Here is a 21471-nt window from a genome sequence, read left to right on the forward strand (position 1 = left end):
TTCTTCTTCGTGGCCCGTACGACGCTCCTGGAGGAGGTCGCGAAGTTCCGTGCGGCCCGCCGGATCTGGGCGAGGGTGATGCGTGAGGAGTTCGGCGCGCGCAACCCCAAGTCGTTGATGCTGCGCTTCCACACGCAGACGGCCGGGGTGCAGCTGACCGCCCAGCAGCCCGAGGTGAACCTCGTCCGCGTCGCCGTCCAGGGCCTGGCCGCGGTCCTGGGCGGTACCCAGTCCCTGCACACCAACTCCTTCGACGAGGCCATCGCGCTGCCCACCGACAGGAGCGCGCGGCTGGCGTTGCGTACCCAGCAGGTGCTGGCCCATGAGACGGACGTGACCGCGACCGTCGACCCGTTCGCGGGTTCCTATGCCGTCGAGCGGATGACGGACGACGTGGAGGCGGCGGCCGTCGAGCTGATGGCGAGGGTCGAGGAGCTGGGCGGGGCGGTCGCCGCGATCGAGCGCGGCTTCCAGAAGGCGGAGATCGAACGCAACGCCTATCGGATCGCCCAGGAGACCGACTCCGGCGAACGGGTCGTCGTCGGCGTCAACCGGTTCACGACCGACGAGGAAGAGCCGTACGAGCCGCTGCGCGTCGACCCCGCCATCGAGGCCCGGCAGGCGCAGCGCCTGGCCGCGCTGCGCGCCGGACGCAACCGGCGGGCGGTGGACGCCGCCCTGACGGCGCTGCGCACGGCGGCCGAGGGCGAGGACAACGTGCTGCCCCCGATGAAGGAGGCGCTGCGGGCGCGGGCCACCGTGGGTGAGGTGTGCAACGCTTTGCGGGAGATCTGGGGGAGTTACGTACCGAGTGACGCCTTCTGACCGGACCCGCTGTCGTACCGGCGTGCGACACTCCTGAACATGTTCGGCGTCATTGATCTCCCGACCTATCTGGCAGGGCTCGCCCTGATCGTCCTGCTGCCCGGCCCCAACTCGCTCTACGTGCTGTCCGTGGCCGCCCGGCGCGGGGTGCGCCCCGGGTACCGGGCCGCAGCCGGGGTGTGGTGCGGCGACGCCGTGCTGATGACGTTGTCGGCGGCCGGTGTGGCCTCGCTGCTGCAGGCGAACGCGCTGCTGTTCGGCATCGTGAAGTACGCCGGAGCCGGCTATCTGACCTGGCTGGCGATCGGCATGATGCGGGCGGCGTGGGGGATGTGGCGGACCCGGCGGGAGAGCGTGGCGGCTCCCGCCGCGCCGCAGCCGGGGGACGAGCGGCCCTTCCGGCGCGCCCTGGTCGTCAGCCTGTTCAACCCCAAGGCGATCCTGTTCTTCGTCGCCTTCTTCGTGCAGTTCGTCGACCCCGGCTACGCCTACCCCGCGCTGTCCTTCGTCGTGCTCGGGGCGTTCGCGCAGCTCGCGAGCTTCCTGTACCTGAGCGCACTGATATTCGGCGGTACGAAGCTGGCCGCCGCCTTCCGCCGCCGCAGGCGCCTCACGGCGGGGGTCACCTCGGCGGCGGGAGCGCTGTTCCTCGGCTTCGCGGTGAAGCTGTCGCTGACCAGCTCCTAGCGGTCGCCGACCGGCGGCCGGGAGAGCGGGGCGGCGAGGACGGCGGCGTGCGGCGTCAGCGTGCGGCCGCCGACCGCTTCGACGCGCGGGCCTTGCGGATCGCACGGGTCAGCAGCGGAGGCAGCAGGTCGACCGCCAGACGGCGGGCGCGGCCGCCGGCGCTCCGGGAGGGGGCGGACGGGGCCGCCCCGGACGCGGCGGGCTGCGCCGGCCTGGGCACGGCGGGCTCGGGCGTCTCGCGTGCGTGCCGGGACGGTGGGAAGTCGGGGGCCCGCATGCCCTTCGACTTCAGCCGGACGAGTCGGTGCCCGGCGGCCTGCTGCACGCTGAGCCCGCAGTCGTCCCGCCCGCGCACCATGGCCAGCAGTTCGTCCTGCACCGGCTTCGGGTCGCCCCAGGTGCCGTAGAGCTTCTGCGTGGTCAGGCAGATCGGGCGCAGACCCCGGCTGAGCACGGCCTCCCAGACGGCGACGGAGACGCCGGGGGTGTGCTCCGAGCGGAAGTCGTCGAGGACGACGATCCCGTCCGGCTGCAGCACGTCCCGCGCGGCGGCGATGTCGTCGTACACGTGCTCGTAGAGGTGCGAGCCGTCGATGTGCACGAAGCGGCACGAGTCCCGCTCGACCTCGCCGGGCACGAGCGAGCTGGGACCCTGCACGACGCGCGGGAGTTCGTCGTGGAAGGAGAGGTAGTTGGTCTCGAAGACCTCGCGGGTGAGCGCGCTGTACGACTTCGTCGACTCGGCCCGGTTGGCGCGGTCCGGGGCGTCGCCCTCGAAGAGGTCGCACACGGTGTAGCGCTCGCCCTCCCGGAGATGACGGCCCAGGAAGATCGCGCTCTTGCCCATGTAGACCCCGACCTCCAGCAGGTCGCCGCGGACCCCCGCGGCCTCCTGCCGGGTCAGGAGCCAGTCGAAGAGCGTCTGGTCGAGTACGGGGAACCAGCCTGGGACGTCGTCGAGCAGGCGGGGCCGCGGGGGCGCCTCATGTGCAGTGGTCATGAAAGGCGAGCACTTCCTCGTTGCGGTGTGCGGTCAGGAGTTGCCCGGCGCCTGCCCGGGAGGAGAACCCATCCAAACCCCCAAGAAGGTGAATACCGGGTCAATTCCTTACGTACCGTACGCGTTCCCGGCCCCGCGGGTGGCGCGAACGACGCCACGCCCGGTGAACGATTACCAGGATGGCTCGGCTACCCCCGCCCGGGCCGCGGATTCCGCAAGAGGCGCGGGCGGGCGCCTCGGGTCGGGTGCCCCGCGGCACGCGTCGAACGGCCGTACCGCGCCCGCGATCACGCCCGACCGGGCGAGGTCAGCCCTTCGGTGTCCGCACCTGCGTCAGCGACCGCCGCAGCAGCGGCGTCGCCCACTCCTCCACGTACCGGTTGAACAGCCACGCCAGCACCAGCATCGTGGTCAGCGTGCCGGTCATCGTCATCCACGCGGGGAGCCCGAGGTGCTGGTGCAGCAGCTCGACGACGGGCCACCCCAGGTGCTCGTGCACCAGGTAGAAGGGGTACGTCAGCGCTCCCGCGACCGTCAGCCAGCGCCAGTCGGCCCAGTTCAGCCAGCCCAGCGCCACCGCGAGCACCGCGACGAAGCCGAACGTGACGATCAGGATGATCACCGAGGCGGAGCGGTAGGAGAACTGGTCCGGCTGCGGGCTGTGCCACAGGTGGGACACCGCCTGGTGCTGCCCGGTCAGCCAGCTCACCGCGACGATGCCCCACGCGGTGACGTCCCGCCGGTTGCGGTGCAGCAGGTAGATGCCCATGCCGCCGATGAAGAACGGCGCGTACTCCGGCATCAGGACCAGATCGAGGAACGGCTGGTCGGCGGCCTGCGTGATCGCCGCCAGCAGCGTCCAGACGGCGCACAGCATGACGACCCGCCGACGGTTGGCCCCCGGCAGCACGATGCACACGGCGAACAGCGCGTAGAAGCGGATCTCCACCCACAGCGTCCAGCACACGCCGAGCACCCGGTCGGCGCCGAGCGGCTGCTGGAGCAAGGTCAGGTTCACCAGCGCCTCGCTCGGTGACACCGCCGCGTAGGCCACGCCGGGCAGCGCGAAGACGGCCGTCACCAGGACGACGGCCACCCAGTAGGAGGGCATCAGGCGGGCGACCCGGGAGGCGAAGAAGGAGCGCAGCGGCCGGCCCCAGCCGCTCATGCAGATGACGAACCCGCTGATCACGAAGAAGATCTGGACACCGAGGCAGCCGTAGGCGAACCAGGAGTGCAGCGTCGGGAACTGGATCTTGGGCGAGGATCCCCAGGCGTGGGTGATCTCACCGCCCCGGCCGCCGTAGTGGTAGAGCGCGACCATCAGCGCGGCCAGCAGTCGCAGCCCGTCCAGGGCGCGCAGCCGGCCCCCCGTCGTTCTGGGCCGCGGCCGGACGCCGCCGACCTCGAGCGGCCGCGCGGGCGCGGCGGTGGCGGTGGGGGGCTTGGCTGGGGTGACGACCGTCTCGGTCACGCTGGAATACCTCGGCTACCTCGTCTGTCCGTGGGTTTGCGTGCGCGCCATCCTGCCCAAAGCGCCCGTAACCGGCATAACCCCGGAGGTGTGTGTCAACGTCCTGCGACGCCGCCCGCCACCCTAGGACGTCGGTTGACGGAATTCCGTTCGACGGAAACACGATTTGCCCACCGGCCCCTATCGGTTCACCTTTTCGTCGTATTGGTTTCTTAGTGTTCTCCAACCCACCAGGTTTACCGAGGCAGACCTTGCCTGCTTCGTCACATCCAGAGCAGGAGCACCATGACGGTTCGCAGCAGATGGTCACGTTCCCGAACAGGGGACACGGCATCGGCGACCACTGACGCCGGTCCGCCGACCGCCCAGGTCTCTCCGGTGGAGCTGGAGGACTGCCTGCGCGCCTGCGCGGTGCACAGCGGCAAGCTCGTGGGCAGCCTCGACTCCCGGCGCATCGCGCTCGCCGAGAAGCTGCGGGAGCTGCTCGCCCTGTGGGCCGCCCAGGAGCAGCCCCAGGCGGCGTCCGCGAGTGCGGGCAGCCTGATCCGGCGTGGCGCGAAGGCCGTCGGTGGCGCCGGCCTGAGCAACGAACTGCTCGACGCGCTCCTCGCCGTCGGCAACAAGGCGCTCGACTGCGGCTACGACGACGAGCTGAACCTCTCCCTGCTGATCACCGACACGGTGCTGTCGCAGCGCAAGAACTCCCGGGCCGGGTGGCGGCTGCGTGGCCGGCTGCTGGAGGCCATGGGCCGCCCGGCCGCCGCCGTCGACGCCTTCGAGCGCTACCTGAGCCTCACCTCGGAGGACGGCTTCGGTGTCCGCGCCAAGGTCGCCGGCCTGCGCACCGCGCAGGAGAAGCGTGGTGAGCTGCTCACCCTGCTGCAGCGCACCGTCCCGGACGCCGCCGCGTACGCCGCCGGCCCGGCGACCGACGTGTGGGCCGACGGTCTCGCGACGCACGCCGCCGGGGACTGGGAGCGGGCCCAGGCGCAGCTGGTGGGCGCGCTGGTCGCGCTCGACCGTACGGAGGCGCCCGAGCAGGAGTTCCAGGAGGCGCTCAGCCACTTCCTGGACCTCAGCACCGGCGTCCAGCACCGCCCCAGCGCCGAGCTGATCGAGGCGATCGGCCTCTTCGCCGAGCAGCGGCGCAACCGGATGCGCGGACCGCTGGACGACCCGACCTTCGGCAATCTGCAGTGGATCAGCCTCGGTGAGTTCCGCAACCGGATAGCCGGCAGGTCCATCGCCCTGATCGCCAACTCCGGCAAGGTCGGCGAGAGCGGCAAGGGCACCGAGATCGACGCCTACGACCTGGTCGTGCGCTTCAACTCGTACAAGATCGACGCGGCGAACACCGGCAAGCGGACCGACATCCACGTCACGATCCACAAGCACGGCTTCAACTGGGACCAGCAGGTCGACACGCGGCTGGTCTTCGGCGGGATCTCCGGCGACTGGAAGTACTCGCTGCGCAACCGCCTCGTGCCGGGCGCGCAGAAGTACCTGGGCGACGAGTCGCTGCGCTGGCCCGTGCGCAACATCGGCAAGTGGGGCACGGACAAGTGGCCGTCGATCCCCACCTCCGGCTTCAACATGCTGTGGCTGCTCGACTTCCTCGACGTCAGCAGCGCCATCGACCTGATCGGCTTCGACTTCTACGAGAGCGGTGCGTACCGCATCGACGCGGCGATGAAGATGCCCATCACGTCCGTCCACGAATACACCAGCGAGAAGGCGTGGGTCATGGAACGGGCCCAGAGCGTCTCCGGCATGAGGATCTCCCTGCGATGACCGCGACCCACATAGCCCCCGCCGAGCCTCGCAGCGCGGCCCCGGCCACCGACGCCAGCGCGCTGACCGGCAAGCGCCGCATCGCCTTCGCCAGCTTCGTCGACGAGAACTACCTGCCGGGCTTCCTGGCCCTGCTGCGCTCGCTCGCGCTGTCGAACCCGGGTGTGTGCGAGGACTTCATCGTCCTGCACGACGACCTCAAGCCGTCCTCCGTCGCCAGCATCCGCGCCCTGCACCCGCGCGTCAGCTTCCGCCGGGTCGACGCCGAGCACTACGACGGCTACGCCAAGGGCGACCAGGACAACTACCTGGTCCGCAAGGCGTACTTCATCCTCGACGTCTTCAAGATCCGCGACTACGACACCGTGATCACCCTGGACACCGACATGGTGGTCCTCGGGTCCCTCTCGGAGCTGCTGTCGCTGCGCGAGGGCCTCGCCGCCGTACCGCAGTTCTTCTACGGCCAGCACAAGCTCAACAGCGGTCTGCTCGTCATTCAGAAGGAGTACCTGAGCGACGAGTTCTACGCGAAGATCGACCACGTCGGCCGCACCGGTGCCTACGAGCTCGACAAGCACGACCAGGGCATCCTCAACGCGGTCCTGAACGGCGACTTCGTCCGCCTCGACCCGAAGTACAACTTCGTCAAGCGGCGCCTCTCCGGCGACCTCGCGGTCCCGGACGACACCGCGATCCTGCACTTCACCGGGCGGCACAAGCCCTGGCAGGGCGGCGAGGCGGGCTACGACAAGGCGCAGGAGCGCTGGCGCGAGTTCGACATGACGGACGCCGAGCTGCACGCGGCGTACGTGGGCGCGGGCGGCACGACGCACCGCGACCTGCTGGTGCACTTCGGCACCCCGTACGTCGAGCGCACCGGTGACGTCGACACCGCCCGCCGGGTCGCGCTCGCCCACATCGGCGCCGGCGACTACCAGGCCGCCGTGGACATCATGGAGCGCGTCCACATCCCGGTCGACGAGGCCTGGCCGCACGAGGTCTACGGGCATGCTCTGCTGGCCGTCTCCCGCTACGACGAGGCCAAGGCCCAGCTGCTGCTGGCCACCGCCGCGCCCAACCGCGCCGCCACCGCCTTCGCCCGGCTGGCCCTGATCTCCTGGGTGCACGGCGAGGACGCCTCCGCGCACAAGCACGCCGTCCAGGGTCTGACCGTCGACCCGACGCACCGGGCCAGCCGCATCTGGCACCAGCGCACCATCGGCATGCCGGCCCAGCAGTCCGGCAGCGCCGTCGAGCAGCTCGCGCACGTCGCGTTCTACATGGACCGGCAGGGCAACGCGGGCGACAAGCTGCTCCCCGAGAGCGTTCGCCTCGCCTTCGACCCCGACACCACGGGGCGCCGCTGGCACTCGGTGCACGCCCACCGCCTGTTCGACGAGGCGGCCCTGGAGCGCGTCAACTCCCGGCGCGGCATGGTCATCGGCGGCGGCGGCCTGTTCATCCCGGACACCATGCCGAACGGCAACAGCGCCTGGCAGTGGAACGTCCCGGACGAGCTGCTGAAGCGCATCGACGTGCCCATCGCGGTGTACGCCGTCGGCTTCAACGCCTTCGACGGGCAGAGCTACCGCGCCCAGCGGTTCCGTGAGTCGCTGCGGCTGCTCGTGGAGAAGTCCGCCTTCTTCGGGCTGCGCAACCACGGCTCGATCGAGAAGGTCCGGGCCATGATCCCGGCGCACCTGCACGACAAGGTGCGCTTCCAGCCGTGCCCGACCACGGTCACCCGCCAGCTCGTCGCAGGCTGGCAGGACCCCGTGAAGCGGGACGACACCATCCTCATCAACGCCGCCTACGACCGTGCCACCCTGCGCTTCGGCCACGACTACGGCTACTTCCTCGCGCAGATGGCCAAGGCCGTGCGCGAGCTGGGCGACCTCGGTGAGGTGCAGTGCGTGGCGCACTCGCTCGACGACGAGCGGATCGCCTTCGACCTGCGCCGTGAGCACGGCGTGTCGATGCCCGTCATCCCGATGTACGACTTCGAGAACGACGAGATCCGCGAGCTGTACGCGCGCACCCGGCTGGTCATCGGTATGCGCGGCCACGCGGGCATGATCCCGTTCGGCTGCGGCACGCCGATCATCAGCCTGATCTCGCACCCGAAGATGGCGTACTTCCTGCGCGACATCGAGCGTCCCGAGTGGGGTGTCTCGGTGCACGAGCGCAACCTCGCTCAGGTGCTCGTCGAGCGCTCCCGCGACCTGCTCGCCGACCACGCCAAGACGGTGGCCGACGTGCACGGCCGTCAGCAGGAGCTGTGGAAGGTCACCCAGGCCAACGCCGCGGAGCTGCGGACCCTCCTGGGCGGCTGACCCACCCGAGCCCGCAGAACGCATTACGCAGAACGCAGAACGCAGAAACGCTCCCGGAGCCACCAGGTTCCGGGAGCGTCTTCGTGTGCTCGCCCTAACGGCGCGGTGTGAACAGCAGGTTGCGGGTGCCGCTCGGCCGGGGCCGGTCGGCCGGGAGGAGGGTGTCCTCCTCCTCGGCGACCCAGTGCGCGTCGTACCCGAGCGGCCCGAACTCGGCGAGCAGCGGGTCCAGCGGGGCACCCACCAGCGCCTCCAGCATCACGGTGGGCCGATCCCGCTTGAGCACCTGGCGGGCGCCCTCCAGCACCGACATCTCGTGGCCCTCGACGTCGATCTTGATCAGGTCGAGCTTGGTGTCGGCGAACACCTCGTCCAGCGTGACCAGCTGGATCCGCTTCATCTCGGCGTCGCCGGCCGCGTGTTCCAGGGAGGAGCCCGTCGACAGCAGGTTCCCGGAGAAGCGGACGCTGATGTCGGCCCAGCCCGGCTCGCTGGAGACGCCCGCCTGGTAACGGCGCACGTTCTGCACGTTGTTGAGCCGGATGTTCACCGCGAGCCGCGCGTGCACCTGGTCCACCGGCTCGAAGGCGTGCACCTTGGCCTTGGGGTTGGTGAGTGCGGCGATCATCGAGAAGTAGCCGACGTGCGCGCCGACGTCGGCTATCGTCGCGCTCTTCGCTGCCAGCCGCGCCCAGGTGGAGAGGCTGCCGGGCTCGTAGCCGAAGGTGCCGTTCCACAGGGTGTCCAGGGCGACCGCGTCGTCGTTCACGCAGAACATGACGAACGGCGGGCAGTACGGCGAGTCGATCTCGGCAAGGCCCCGGTACGGGTGCTTCTTGCGGTGCGTGCGGATGATGTCGCTGGTGGCGACGGGCCGGACGGACGGGGCGTAGGCCAGCATCCGGGCATTGGCGGCTTCGACCTGGGAGATGCGCATGGGCGCGATCGTAGGCCTGAGATCATTGCTATTTGAAGGTTTGGGAAGTATTCGGTACGGAAATTAACGTACCCGCAGGTCAACGGCAGCGGCGGCTTCCCGGAGACGAGATCCGGAAAAGCCGCCGCACGCATATTCCCTTTTTGCTTCCCGCTGATGTGGCGCCTTGTTCACGCCCCCTTCATCTAGCGCTTGACGGCCTTCCTCAACGCCCGTGCCCGGCGCACCACCCGGCGCGCCGCGCTGTTGCGGGGCAGGAAGGACAGCCGCTCGGGGATGCCGCCGGGCAGGCCCAGCGAGGTGAGCCGGCGCTTCTTGAAGTAGCGCTGGGTCCGCGGGCCGAGGTGCTGGGAGAGGAAGCGCTCGGCGGCGGGCCGCAGGCCGGACTGGATCTGCGGCTGCATGGTGAAGCCGACCGCGGCGACCAGACCGGTGCGCAGCTCGTCCGCGAGCGGCTCCTCGCCTCCGCGGCTCTCCAGGTCGGGCAGCAGCGCGTCGGCCAGGGTGACCGGCAGCCGGTTGCTGTTCTGGTACGGCGTGAGCCGGTCCAGCAGCGGCTCGGTGCCGATGCGCGCGACCGGCAGGTCGTAGAACGCGGACGCGGTGAACAACGCGGTCGAGAAGCAGCCGACGACCAGTGCGGGCCGGGCCTTGGCGAAGAGCACCTCGGCGAGGACGGGGGAGTCCAGCACGGTGAGCTCGACGCCGAGCTTCTCGGCCTCCGCCTCCAGGGCGCGGCTGTAGCGGGCCGGCGCGGTCGGGTGCGGCTTGAACACGACGGCCCGGTGCCCGCGCTGCACCGCACCGCGCAGCATCCGCACGTGGAGGTTCTCCTCCTCGGCGGCGGACATGATGTTGAGGGCCGACAGGTACTGGCCGAGCAGCAGCGCGGCGTTGTCCGGCAGGGCGGGCAGGTCCCCGGCGACGTCCGTGAGGCCGCTCATGACCTTGAGGAACGCGTCCGTCGGCACCAGCTGCGCCGGCACGTCGAACTCGGTCAGCAGCAGCGGGGTGAGACCGGGTACGAGGTCCAGGTGCAGCAGGCGCCGGACGCGGGTGCCGACCAGGGGGTCGAGCTTGTTGCGGGTGGGGCCGTAGCTCATCAGGCCGTCGGCGTAGACATGGACCGGGGCGCCGGTGAAGATCTGCGCCAGCCCGAGCGCCGGGTTGACCTGGATGGACTCCATCACCAGCTCGACCCGGTCGTCGCCCAGGCCCCACAGCAGCCGCAGATAGCGCTCGAACAGCGGCAGGTCGTCGGGGCGCGGCTGCCAGGCACCGGGGTGGAACGGGTGGATCGCCTCGTTGAACGACAGCACGTCGTCGAAGTGGTCGCGCAGCGTGCCGAAGCCCGGCATCTCGTCGACCGCCGGCGTGGTCTCCGGCGTCGCCGAGTTGTTGAAGACCAGCAGCACGCGCCGGTCGGGTTCCTCGAAGCAGTCGGAGTCGATCGCGGCGGCCAGCGTCGCCGCGCCGTACAGCGTGGAGACGCAGAAGATCTGGGTGGTACGGGACATCAGGCAGCCGCCTTCGCTGTGGTGATCCGGCGCCGCAGCCGCCGCAGCTTGGAGGCGCGCCGCAGGTCCATGGTGTCGAGTACGTCGCCGAGTGCGTCCTGGGGCATGCGCTTTATGGCCGCCGCGCTCATGATCCGCAGCTGCTTGGCCACGGACGGCTCGAACTTGTCGATCTCCGAGAGGTGGTGGGCGATGATCGCGCAGTAGGTGCGTACGGCCTTGGGCAGCAGCCGCTCGGCGTCGCGGTCGGCCGCCGTCTCCTCGATCACCTGGTCGAAGGCGCGGATGAAGTCGAGCTGGCGGACGTCACCGATCTGCGTGAGGGAGCCGGCCACACCGCGCCGGTAGAACACGCCGAGCAGGCCGACCACGGCGAAGGACTCGGCCTCACGGTGCAGCTTCCAGATCCACGGCCGGTCCTCGGCCGTGCGCAGCCCGTCGGTGAAGTGCAGCAGGCCCTTGTCCAGGAGCCGCCGGTGGAAGGCGCCGGCCCAGGCGTAGGCGTAGTCGACGGAGGTCGTGCGGTCGGCGGGCAGGATGGCGTCACGGGGGTTCATGACCTCGTCCCGCAGGCCTACGGGGACGCGGTGCACGGTGCGGGCGCGGTGGGTGGCCTGCACGTGGTCGGTGCGGACGAAGTCGCAGCCCAGCCGCTCGATGGCCGCGACCAGCTCGCCGTAGTAGCCGGGGGCGAGCCAGTCGTCACCGTCCAGGAAGGTGATGTATTCGCCGGTCGCCACTTCGAGGCCGGAGTTCCGAGCGGTGGCCAGCCCTCCGTTTTCCTCTCTGCGGATATAGCGCACCTGAGCGACCGCGGAGAGCTCTTCGGCCGCACGTTCGAGAATGGCCGGCGTCTCGTCCTTCGATTTGTCGTCCACCAAGATGAACTCGAAGTCCTGGCGGGCGTTCGCGCGAAGGCTTCTCAGGTTGTCCGGGGCGTATTGCTGCACGTTGTAGAACGGCACGATCACGGAAAGCTTTGGCACCTGCGAAAGCCTAGGAGGCGGCCCCGCTGCGGAACTTTCCGGTGAGGGTACAGAGGGTGAACTCGATGTGTCGGAACGGTGCATCCCGTGTACTTCCTGGGCTTCGGCGAGCCAGTTCGGCTCTCGGTGGGTTGCTGTTAACTTTTCGTTGAGGCGTGGTTGGCCGGCAACTAGAAATTGCTTCCTAGCGTCTTGGCTGTGCCACCAAGTACAACGAAGCCCACGCGGATCGCAGTACTCGCCGACTCGGACACCCGCTGGAAATGGGGTGCTCTGACGGCGAGCCGTATCGCTCCGGGCCCGTCCATGGAAGCCGGATCGCAAGGCGGGACGCAAGTCGCCCCCGCCCTGGACGGATTTCTGCTGCGCGGCCGGGCCACCCCCACGCCCCGCCAGCTGGCGGAAGTGGGCGTGCGCGCCGACTCCCTCACGGAGGTCACGGCCGTCGAGTTCCTGCGCACCATGGCGCGGGAGTCGTACGACGTGCTCGTCCTCTCCCTGGTCGGCGGCGGTGTGCAGGCGATGCTGCACGGCCTGCGGCAGGTCTGGGCGGACCGCGAGAAGCGGCCCGTCGTCGTCACCGGCTACGTCGGCGTCGTCTACGAGAAGCTCGCCGACGGCCTGCTGCTGCGGCACGGCGCGGATCTCGTCCTCGCCAACTCCCGCCAGGACGCCGAGCGCTTCCGCGCGGTGTACGACGGGGTCGGCGCCGACTCCGCCGCGGTCACCGAGGTCGCACTGCCGTTCCTGGGTGGCGCCGCGTACACGGGTGAACACGATCCGTACACGGTCGTCTTCGCCGCCCAGCCGTCGGTCCCCGAGAACCGCAAGGACCGCACCTACCTGCTGAACCGCCTCGTCCAGCACGCGCGGCTGCACCCCGAGCGCGAGGTGCTGCTCAAGCTGCGCTCCAGGCCCGGTGAGCACACCACTCACATCGAGGAACTGCCGTACCAGAAGCTGGCGCAGCGACTCGGCGAGCTGCCGCCCAACTTCAAGCTCGTCTACGGCAACATGGGCGAGGTCCTGGACCGCACGGACCTGCTCGTCACGGTCAGCTCGACGGCCGCGCTGGAGTCGCTGCACCGCCGGATCCCCACCGTCGTCCTGTCCGACCTCGGGATCCGCGAGATGCTCGGCAACCACCACTTCGTCGGCTCCGGCTGCCTCGCCTCCTGGGACCAGCTCGACGCCGGGCACCGGCCGGCGCCGGACACCGACTGGGTGTCCCGGCAGGGCGTCGCCGCTGGGGGTCCCCCCTTCGGGGGAGGCTCGTACGAGGCCGCCTTCGACGCGGCCCGGGAGCGGATCGCCAAGCTGCTGCGGCAGCCCGGCGGGCTGGCGCCCCTGGCGCCGTACTACACGCCGGTGACCGCCCCCGGCTATCTGCCCGGCATCCTCGCCCGGCACCACCTCGGTCCCGACGGTGCCCCGCTGCCCGGCGCCCCCGCGCACGACAAGGAGCCCGGTCCGGTGCGCCAGATCGTGCGTCGCGCCGCGCGAGGCGCCTACCGGCACGGCGTCCAGCGGGTCGCGCCCGTCATCCGGCGGATGGGGGAGCTGTGAGCCGTATCAACCCTGGTCAAGGAGTAGTTCCCATGTCCCACCCGGAAGCGGGCCAAGGCGCGACCGTACGCCGTGTGCTCGCGGTGATCCCCGCGCGCGGCGGCTCCAAGGGCGTGCCCGCGAAGAACCTCGCCCCGGTCGGCGGCGTACCGCTGGTGGCACGCGCGGTGCGCGAGTGCCGGGCCTCCCGGCTGGTGACCGACGTCGTCGTCTCCACCGACGACCAGGCCATCGCCGCCGCCGCCCGCTCGGCCGGCGCCGAGGTCGTGCTGCGCCCCGCCGCCATCGCCGGGGACACCGCCACCTCCGAGGCCGCCGTCCTGCACGCCATGGACGCCCACGAGGCGCTGCACGGCTCCCCGGTCGACGCGGTGCTGCTCGTGCAGTGCACCAGCCCGTTCCTGATCCACGAGGACATCGACGGGGTGGCCGGCGCGGTCGTCGAGAACGGCGCCGACACCGCCGTCACCGTCGCGCCCTTCCACGGTTTCATCTGGCGTGACGCCGACGCCGAGGCGGCCACCGACGAGGTGGTCACCGCGGCCGACTCGCGCAGCACCGGCGGCGGCTACGGCGTCAACCACGACAAGTCGTTCCGCCCGCGTCGCCAGGACCGCCCCCAGGACCTGCTGGAGACCGGCGCCGCCTACGCGATGGACGCGGCCGGCTTCCGCGAGCACAAGCACCGCTTCTTCGGCCGCACCGAACTGGTACGCACCGACCCCGCGCGGGTCCTGGAGGTCGACGACCCGCACGACCTCGCCCGCGCCCGCGCCCTGGCCCCGCTCTTCGACGCGGACCGGCCCGGCGCCCTCCCGACCGCCGCCGACATCGACGCGGTCGTACTCGACTTCGACGGCACCCAGACCGACGACAGGGTGCTGATCGATGCCGATGGACGGGAGTTCGTCTCCGTGCACCGCGGAGACGGCCTCGGCATCGCGGCCCTGCGGCGCAGCGGCCTGAAGATGCTGATCCTGTCCACGGAGCAGAACCCGGTCGTCGCCGCCCGGGCCCGGAAGCTGAAGATCCCGGTGCTGCACGGCGTCGACCGCAAAGACCTCGCGCTGAAGCAGTGGTGCGAGGAGCAGGGCATCGCGCCGGAGCGCGTGCTCTACGTCGGCAACGACGTCAACGACCTCCCGTGCTTCGCCCTCGTCGGCTGGCCCGTCGCGGTCGCGAGCGCCCACGACGTCGTACGCGGCGCCGCACGCGCGGTCACCACCGTCCCCGGTGGTGTCGGCGCGATCCGAGAGATCGCCGGCTGGATCCTCGGTCCCTCTCTCGACTCCCTCGACCCCTCCACCAAGTAAGGAAAGTTTTCGCCATGAGCACCAACTCCCGCCTCCGTACCTTCGGTTCCCGCGAGGTCGGCCCCGGCAAGCCCGTCTACATCTGCGGCGAGATCGGTATCAACCACAACGGTGACCTGGAGAACGCCTTCAAGCTCATCGACGTGGCCGCCGAGGCGGGCTGCGACGCGGTCAAGTTCCAGAAGCGCACCCCGGAGATCTGCACCCCGCGTGACCAGTGGGACATCGAGCGCGACACCCCCTGGGGCCGGATGACCTACATCGACTACCGCCACCGCGTGGAGTTCGACGAGGACGACTACCGCAAGATCGACGAGTACTGCAAGTCGAAGAACATCGACTGGTTCGCCTCCCCGTGGGACACCGAGGCCGTCGCCTTCCTGGAGAAGTTCGACGTCCCGGCCCACAAGGTCGCGTCCGCGTCCCTCACCGACGACGAGCTGCTGAAGGCGCTGCGCGCCACCGGCCGTTCGATCATCCTCTCCACCGGCATGTCGACGCCGAAGCAGATCCGCCACGCCGTCGAGGTCCTGGGCAGCGACAACATCCTGCTCTGCCACGCCACCTCGACCTACCCGGCGAAGGCCGAGGAGCTCAACCTCCGCGTGATCAACACGCTGGAGAAGGAGTACCCGAACGTTCCGATCGGCTACTCCGGCCACGAGACCGGCCTGCAGACCACGCTGGCCGCCGTCGCCCTCGGCGCCACCTTCGTCGAGCGTCACATCACCCTCGACCGCGCCATGTGGGGCTCGGACCAGGCCGCGTCCGTGGAGCCGCAGGGCCTGCAGCGCCTGGTGCGCGACATCCGCACCATCGAGGCCTCCCTCGGTGACGGCGTCAAGCAGGTCTACGAGTCGGAGCTCGGCCCGATGAAGAAGCTGCGCCGCGTCCAGGGCGTCGTCGCCGAGGCGGAGATCGCCGCCGCGGCCGGCGAGCCGCTCCAGGTCTGACCGCCAGGTCAGCCGCCACCACTCCACCACCCCTGATCACGGGACGGTCGTAAGCCGATGAGCCCCCGCGCCGGGAATGCCGGCCCTCGCACCCTCGCCTTCGTCGAGAGTCCGGTACAGCTCCTGAACGTGCTGGAGTGGGCGCATGTCCACGCGCCCGGCGCGGGGCTCACCCTCGTCGTCCTCTCGCCCGTCGATCCGATGACCCGCGGCCAGCTGCGGCGGATGGCGGAACTGGCGCGCGAGGAGGGCTACGAGGTCCGCTGGGAGGAGGCGCGCGGCGGCGCGTCGGCACCCTTCCAGACGATCGGCGGGCTCATGGGAGTGCTGCGCCGCGCGGACCGGATCGTGATGGGTGATCCGTTCTCGCGGTACGTGCAGCTGCTGCTCACCATCACGCGGGCGAGCGAGCTCGTGGTCGTGGACGACGGGACGGCGACGATGGAGTTCGTCACCCAGCTCGCCCGCGGCGAACGTCTGGTGCGCTGGCACCGGCGGGGCGCCCGCCCCGGCCCGCGTGATCTGCTCTTCGCCCCGGTGTCGTCCTCGGCCCGGCGTCGTCTGACGCCGGGCGGGGACCGCCGGGTCGAGGTGTTCTCCTCCATGCCCATCGAGGAGACGCCGGGCGGCGTCACGGTCACCGCGAACGACTTCGCCTGGACCCGTGCCCGCTTCGGCCCGCCGCGCATCACCAAGGGCGCGGACATGGTCGGCACCTCGCTGGTGGAGACCGGCGTCGTGGACGCCGACCGCTATCTGGAGGCGGTGCGCTCCCTGGCCAAGGCGCACGGGGCCCGCCGCTACTTCGCCCACCGCCGCGAGAGCGTCGAGAAGCTCCACCGGCTGGCGGTGGAGACCGGCCTGGAGGTCGTCCGCCCCGACCTCCCGCTGGAGCTCATCGCCCGCCGCGGCCCGGTGGGCCGCACCATCCTCAGCTTCCCCTCGACGGTGGTCCACACCCTGCCGCTCGCGCTGGCCGGCACCGAGGTCCGTGTCGCCGTCTGCGACATCGACCCCGACTGGCTCACCCAGACGGCCTCACCGCGCGCCCAGGGCTTCCTGGACGGGGTGACGGGGACCGCACGGGACGTGCACCGCCTGTCCGCGGTGCAGGCCGTCTAGGGTCGCTTCCGCACGAGGCCCCAGGGGGCCTGACGTCCCGGGCCGGCCTGCGACGGGCCCTGGTGCGCCTTGCGGAACAGCAGGAACGCCCGCGGATGGCGCTCCTGCTCCTCCGGCTCGCGCAGGACGCTCGCGTACAGGTCGAGACCGGCCTTGCCGAGCAGCAGCGCCACCTCTTCGGGCGAACGCCAGTGGCAGTCCAGCGCGATCTCGTGCCCGAAGCGCTCCGTCACGTGGAGTCGGTCCTGCCCGTCGGGCACCTGGAAGGACAGCAGCACGGGGGCGCCGGGCCGCAGCACGCGGTGGAACTCGGCGAAGGCGTCCGGCAGGCGGTCGTCCGGCACATGGATGATCGAGAAGAGCGCCAGGACGCCGCCCAGCGAGGCGTCCGGCAGGTCCAGACGGGTCATCGTGCCCACGTGGAAGCGCAGCGCCGGGTACGCGCGCCGCGCGAGCGCCACCATTCTCGGTGACAGGTCCACGCCGAACACCGGGACGCCGAGGTCGTGCACCAGCGCGGTCACATGGCCCGGCCCGGAGCCGAGATCGGCGACCGGGGCGGGGGAGTGGGCGCGGGCCAGCTCCGCGAACGCGCTGACCAGGGCCCGATCGAAGGGGACGCCGCCCATCGCGTCGGGGAAGGCGGACGCGTACGCGGCGGCGATGGTGTCGTACGAGGCACGGGTGGCCTGGAGGAAGGCCGCGTCCGGATCGGTCACGGTCGCGCACGCTACCGCGCCGGCGTCCGCCGCGGGGGTCCGTCAGGTGAACGAAAGCGCGCGGTCGGGTCCCGGCGTGGTATGCGTGGAGGAGTGGGTGGTACCCGTGATCAGCCCGACCGGAGGAAATCGGGCGAGTTTACCCACCCGAACCGATACCTATGCGCTCGGCGGCCGAGTTTTCTTCCCCTAACGGGCTGAACTTTTGTTGATCTCGGGGCAGTTGGCCGTGCGGGCGTCCTACCCTTCAGAGGGTGAAGCAACTGATGTCACTGGAGTCCGACGCCGACCTCCTCGGAGCCGCCCGAGCGGCGGGAGCCGCCCTTCCCGGCACGCTCCCCGAGCCGCTGCGTGCCGAACTCGTCGCGTTCCGACGCGACTTGCACATGCACCCGGAGCTCGGCAACCAGGAGTTCCGTACGACCGCCGCGATCAAGGCACGGCTGGAGAAGGCCGGCCTGCGCCCGCGCGTACTCGCCGCCGGCACCGGTCTGGTCTGTGACATCGGTGTGGAAGGGGACCAGTGGCGCGGCGGGCCCGAGATGCTCGCCATGCGGGCGGACATCGACGCCCTGCCCATCCCGGACGCGAAGACCGAGTGCCCCTACCGCTCGACCGTGCCCGACCGGGCGCACGCCTGCGGCCACGACGTGCACACCTCCGTCGTGCTGGGCACCGGGCTGGTCCTCGCCGACCTGCACCGGCGGGGGCTGCTGCCGCAGCCCGTGCGGCTGGTCTTCCAGCCCGCCGAGGAGGTGCTGCCCGGCGGTGCCGCCGAGGCCATCGACTGCGGTGTGCTCGACGGGGTGAAGCGGATCATCGCCGTGCACTGCGACCCCCGGGTGGACGCGGGCATGATCGGCCTGCGCGAGGGCCCGATCACCTCCGCCTGCGACCGCCTGGAGATCGCCCTGGACGGTCCCGGCGGCCACACCGCCCGGCCGCACCTGACGACCGACCTGGTCACCGCCGTCGCCCGCGTGGTCACCGACGTGCCGGCGCTGGTCGCCCGCCGGGTGGACACCCGCAGCGGCCTGGCCGTGACCTGGGGACGGATCGAGTCCGGGCACGCCCCGAACGTCATCCCGCAGCATGCGGAGCTCTCCGGGACCGTGAGGTGCCTGGACATGGTGGCCTGGCGCGACGCACCCGACATCGTCCACGCGGCGATCGACGAGGTGGCCAACCTGCACCGCGCCAAGTCCGAGATCAACTACGTCCGCGGCGTCCCGCCCGTCGTCAACGAGCCCGGCGTCACCGAGCTCCTCGCCGACGCCATGACCGTGCGGAGAGGCCCCGACGCGGTCGAGGGCACCGACCAGAGCCTGGGCGGCGAGGACTTCTCCTGGTATCTGGAGCAGGTCCCCGGCGCCATGGCCCGCCTCGGTGTGCGCACCCCGGGCGAGCGCACGGTCCGCGACCTCCACCAGGGCGACTTCGACGTGGACGAGTCCGCGATCAAGGTCGGCGTGGAGCTGTTCACGGCCGCGGCACTGCTCGACGCCGACCGGTAGCGACCGGTGGGCCCGGGGATCGTTCCGGTTGCGGCCCCTGTGCCCGCGCGGCAGCCTTGCCCGTAGCGGTCGGGCCCGCCCCCGGGCGTGCCGGGATCGCCCCAGGCGCACACCATTCGAGCCGGTGGTTCACCTGTCCGTAACCGGCCACCGGCACGAATGGATAACGGCCACGGAGTACCCCGTTCCCAGGAGTGTCTACGCGCGTTAATGTGCGCCGAACCGAGCGCCCACTGCGGGGCTTTGGAGAATGGGGAACTTCAGATGCGTCGGATATCCAGACTGACCCGCGTCGCGGTGGGGGTCGCGTCGCTCGCCCTCGCCGCCACGGCCTGCGGCGGGACCAGCAGTGACAGCGGCGGAGAGAGCGACACCAAGGAGGACCTCGGCCTCGCCATCGCGTACGACATCGGCGGCAAGGGCGACCAGTCCTTCAACGACGCCGCGTACGCGGGCCTGAAGAAGGCCGCGGACGAGTACGGCTACAAGACCGCCGACATCGAGCCCACCGAGGGCGAGACCGACGCCGACAAGGAACAGCGCCTGGCCTCCCTGGCCAAGCAGGGCTACAACCCCGTCGTCGGCGTCGGCTTCGCGTACGGCCCGGCGATGGAGGCCGTCGCCGCGAAGTACCCCGACACCACCTTCGGCATCGTCGACTCCGTCGTCGAGGGCAAGAACGTGGCCTCGCTCGTCTTCGCCGAGGAGCAGGCCTCCTACCTCGCCGGTGTCGCGGCCGCCAAGGCCACCAAGACCAACACCGTCGGCTTCATCGGCGGTGTGGACATCCCGCTGATCCACAAGTTCGAGGCCGGCTTCAAGCAGGGCGTCGAGGAGACCGGCGGCGGCAAGGTCAAGGTCGTCTCGCAGTACCTGACGCAGACCGCCGAGGAGGGCGGCTTCTCCAGCCCGGACAAGGGCAAGGCAGCCGCCGAGGGCCAGATCGAGAAGAAGGCCGACGTCGTCTACCAGGCGGCCGGGCTCTCCGGTCAGGGCGTGATCGAGGCCGCCGCCAAGGCGAAGGTCTGGGCGATCGGCGTCGACTCGGACCAGTACCAGCAGGAGGCGCTGGCCACGTACAAGGAGTTCATCCTCACCTCCGCGCTCAAGGACGTCGGCGGCGCGGTGTACTCGCTGGCCAAGTCCGTCGAGGGCGGCAAGCCGCTCACCGGCGTCCAGACCTTCGACCTGAAGGTGGACGGCGTGGGCCTGTCCGACAGCAACCCGGAGTACGCGAAGGTCGCGGGGCTCCAGGACGCCGTGGAGAAGGCCAAGGCGGGCATCATCGACGGCTCGATCAAGGTCAGGACCGAGTAGTACCCGGCCGCTGAGCAGGCGAAAAGTACAGATCCGTACGGAGCGGGCGGGTGCCGTGGGCACCCGCCCGCTCCGTCGTACCCGGGGTCCTCGCCTCCCTTTGCGGGTGGCAAGCTTCTGACCTGGCCCCCGAGTGCTGTTGGCCACGGCCGCATAACAAGGTGGACAGAAGGGGTTTTCAGGTTGGTCTACGCGCGTTAATCTGCGGCGAAGCCAGCGCCGAAGCTGAACCGTACGGCGCTGCATCCCGGGGAAGTGCGGGCACGCACTGAACGACGCGGGAACGCACCCGCACACTCCGGATCCGCCAGTACGACAGGAGCACCACACATGCGCCGGGTTTCCCGCATCGCGGTCGCAGGCGCAGCGACCGCCTCCCTCGCCCTCGCCCTCTCCGCCTGCGGCGGTACCTCGACCGAGAGTTCGACCTCGGACTCGAAGGGCGACAAGGGTCTCGCCATCGCCTACGACGTCGGCGGCAAGGGCGACCAGTCCTTCAACGACGCCGCGTACGCGGGCCTGGAGCAGGCCAAGAGCGAGTTCAAGTACGAGACGGCCGACATCGAGCCCACCGAGGGCGAGACGGACGCCGACAAGGCGCAGCGCCTCGCGTCGCTGGCGAAGCAGGGCTACAACCCGGTGGTCGGCGTCGGCTACGCGTACGCGCCGGCGGTCAAGGAGGTCGCGGCCAAGTACCCCGATACCACCTTCGGCATCGTCGACGACTCCCAGGTCCAGGCGGACAACGTGGCCGACCTGGTCTTCTCCGAGGAGGAGGCCTCGTACCTGGCCGGTGTGGCCGCCGCGAAGAGCACCAAGAGCGACGTCGTCGGCTTCGTGGGCGGTGTGGACATCCCGCTGATCCACAAGTTCCAGGCGGGCTTCGAGCAGGGCGTCAAGGACACGAACCCGAAGGTCAAGGTCCTCTCCCAGTACCTGACGCAGACCGCCGAGGAGGGCGGCTTCTCCAGCCCGGACAAGGGCAAGACGGCCGCCGAGGGCCAGATCGAGAAGAAGGCCGACATCGTCTACGCGGCGGCCGGTCTGTCCGGTCAGGGCGTGATCGAGGCCGCCGCCGCCAACAAGGTGTGGGCGATCGGCGTCGACTCCGACCAGTACATGCAGGAAGCCCTCGCGAAGTACAAGGACTCGATCCTCACTTCGGCCACCAAGGACGTCGCCAAGGCCGTCTACAACCTTGCGAAGTCGGTGGAGGACGGCAAGCCCGAGACCGGTATCGTCAGGGGCGATCTGAAGAGCGGCGAGGTGGGCCTCGCGGACTCCAACCCGAAGTTCGCGGGCGACGCCGATCTCCAGGAAGCCATCGAAGCGGCCAAGGAGAAGATCATCAGCGGCGAGATCAAGGTCAAGAGCAGCTGACAAGCCGTTGCCGAGCAGTCGGTAACCGCGGGGTTAC

General features: G+C 70.4%; 17 protein-coding genes. 11 read left to right on the top strand and 6 right to left on the bottom strand.

Annotation, left to right across the window (positions count from 1 at the left end; translation table 11 throughout):
* Both ACZ7LV_RS37810 and leuE read left to right on the top strand, forming a co-directional pair.
* Positions 1 to 825, top strand: an 825-nt coding sequence (locus ACZ7LV_RS37810; RefSeq protein WP_471945899.1) for a methylmalonyl-CoA mutase family protein, incomplete at its 5' end; no start/stop codon positions are given.
* Positions 826 to 864: 39 nt separating this feature from the next.
* Complete coding sequence (gene leuE / locus ACZ7LV_RS37815) at positions 865 to 1512, top strand: leucine efflux protein LeuE (protein WP_471945900.1); 648 nt, start codon at positions 865 to 867, stop codon at positions 1510 to 1512.
* Positions 1513 to 1567: 55 nt separating this feature from the next.
* On the opposite strand, the gene ACZ7LV_RS37820 is transcribed toward leuE, so the two are convergent.
* Positions 1568 to 2512 carry a class I SAM-dependent methyltransferase gene (locus ACZ7LV_RS37820; protein ID WP_471945901.1) on the bottom strand — a complete coding sequence of 315 codons (945 nt, stop codon included), beginning with the start codon at positions 2510 to 2512 and terminating at the stop codon, positions 1568 to 1570.
* Between the two features lie 307 nt (positions 2513 to 2819).
* Positions 2820 to 3986 carry an acyltransferase family protein gene (locus ACZ7LV_RS37825; RefSeq protein ID WP_471945902.1) on the bottom strand — a complete coding sequence of 389 codons (1167 nt, stop codon included), beginning with the start codon at positions 3984 to 3986 and terminating at the stop codon, positions 2820 to 2822.
* A 378-nt stretch (positions 3987 to 4364) separates the two neighbouring features.
* Between ACZ7LV_RS37825 and ACZ7LV_RS37830 the strand changes: the two genes are divergently transcribed.
* Complete coding sequence (locus ACZ7LV_RS37830; protein WP_471945903.1) at positions 4365 to 5777, top strand: glycosyltransferase family 29 protein; 1413 nt, start codon at positions 4365 to 4367, stop codon at positions 5775 to 5777.
* On the top strand, positions 5774 to 8110 hold the full coding sequence (locus ACZ7LV_RS37835; RefSeq protein ID WP_471945904.1) for a glycosyltransferase: 2337 nt from the start codon (positions 5774 to 5776) through the stop codon (positions 8108 to 8110). The genes ACZ7LV_RS37830 and ACZ7LV_RS37835 overlap by 4 nt, the downstream gene beginning before the upstream one ends.
* A gap of 94 nt (positions 8111 to 8204) precedes the next feature.
* On the opposite strand, the gene ACZ7LV_RS37840 is transcribed toward ACZ7LV_RS37835, so the two are convergent.
* From ACZ7LV_RS37840 to ACZ7LV_RS37850, 3 genes are all read right to left on the bottom strand, one after another.
* Positions 8205 to 9047 carry an FkbM family methyltransferase gene (locus ACZ7LV_RS37840; protein ID WP_471945905.1) on the bottom strand — a complete coding sequence of 281 codons (843 nt, stop codon included), beginning with the start codon at positions 9045 to 9047 and terminating at the stop codon, positions 8205 to 8207.
* A 185-nt stretch (positions 9048 to 9232) separates the two neighbouring features.
* Entirely contained in the window at positions 9233 to 10564 is a 1332-nt protein-coding gene (locus tag ACZ7LV_RS37845; protein WP_471945906.1) for an alpha-2,8-polysialyltransferase family protein, read from the bottom strand.
* Positions 10564 to 11550, bottom strand: coding sequence for a glycosyltransferase family 2 protein (locus tag ACZ7LV_RS37850; RefSeq protein ID WP_471945907.1), 987 nt, complete (start codon positions 11548 to 11550; stop codon positions 10564 to 10566). The genes ACZ7LV_RS37845 and ACZ7LV_RS37850 overlap by 1 nt, the downstream gene beginning before the upstream one ends.
* Positions 11551 to 11748: 198 nt before the next feature.
* On the opposite strand from ACZ7LV_RS37850, the gene ACZ7LV_RS37855 reads away from it, so the two are divergent.
* The 4 genes from ACZ7LV_RS37855 to ACZ7LV_RS37870 are packed head-to-tail and all read left to right on the top strand — an operon-like array spanning position 11749 to position 16504.
* Entirely contained in the window at positions 11749 to 13116 is a 1368-nt protein-coding gene (locus ACZ7LV_RS37855; RefSeq protein WP_471945908.1) for a DUF6716 putative glycosyltransferase, read from the top strand.
* 32 nt (positions 13117 to 13148) lie between these two features.
* Positions 13149 to 14429 (top strand): cytidylyltransferase domain-containing protein, encoded by a 1281-nt coding sequence (locus ACZ7LV_RS37860; protein WP_471945909.1) that lies wholly within the window; start codon positions 13149 to 13151, stop codon positions 14427 to 14429.
* A gap of 14 nt (positions 14430 to 14443) precedes the next feature.
* Positions 14444 to 15382, top strand: coding sequence for an N-acetylneuraminate synthase family protein (locus ACZ7LV_RS37865; protein ID WP_471945910.1), 939 nt, complete (start codon positions 14444 to 14446; stop codon positions 15380 to 15382).
* Positions 15383 to 15439: 57 nt separating this feature from the next.
* On the top strand, positions 15440 to 16504 hold the full coding sequence (locus ACZ7LV_RS37870) for a hypothetical protein (protein WP_471945911.1): 1065 nt from the start codon (positions 15440 to 15442) through the stop codon (positions 16502 to 16504).
* Here ACZ7LV_RS37870 and ACZ7LV_RS37875 read toward each other — a convergent pair.
* On the bottom strand, positions 16501 to 17223 hold the full coding sequence (locus tag ACZ7LV_RS37875; protein WP_471945912.1) for a class I SAM-dependent DNA methyltransferase: 723 nt from the start codon (positions 17221 to 17223) through the stop codon (positions 16501 to 16503). The two genes, ACZ7LV_RS37870 and ACZ7LV_RS37875, sit on opposite strands and share 4 nt — an antisense overlap.
* Before the next feature lie 266 nt (positions 17224 to 17489).
* On the opposite strand from ACZ7LV_RS37875, the gene ACZ7LV_RS37880 reads away from it, so the two are divergent.
* From ACZ7LV_RS37880 to ACZ7LV_RS37890, 3 genes are all read left to right on the top strand, one after another.
* Entirely contained in the window at positions 17490 to 18737 is a 1248-nt protein-coding gene (locus ACZ7LV_RS37880) for an amidohydrolase (protein ID WP_471945959.1), read from the top strand.
* A 264-nt stretch (positions 18738 to 19001) separates the two neighbouring features.
* Positions 19002 to 20054, top strand: a complete 1053-nt coding sequence (locus ACZ7LV_RS37885; RefSeq protein WP_471945913.1) for a BMP family lipoprotein — start codon at positions 19002 to 19004, stop codon at positions 20052 to 20054.
* Positions 20055 to 20384: 330 nt separating this feature from the next.
* On the top strand, positions 20385 to 21434 hold the full coding sequence (locus tag ACZ7LV_RS37890; RefSeq protein WP_471945914.1) for a BMP family lipoprotein: 1050 nt from the start codon (positions 20385 to 20387) through the stop codon (positions 21432 to 21434).
* The last annotated feature ends 37 nt before the right edge of the window (positions 21435 to 21471 follow it).

This window comes from Streptomyces sp. NPDC107562 (assembly GCF_055657325.1).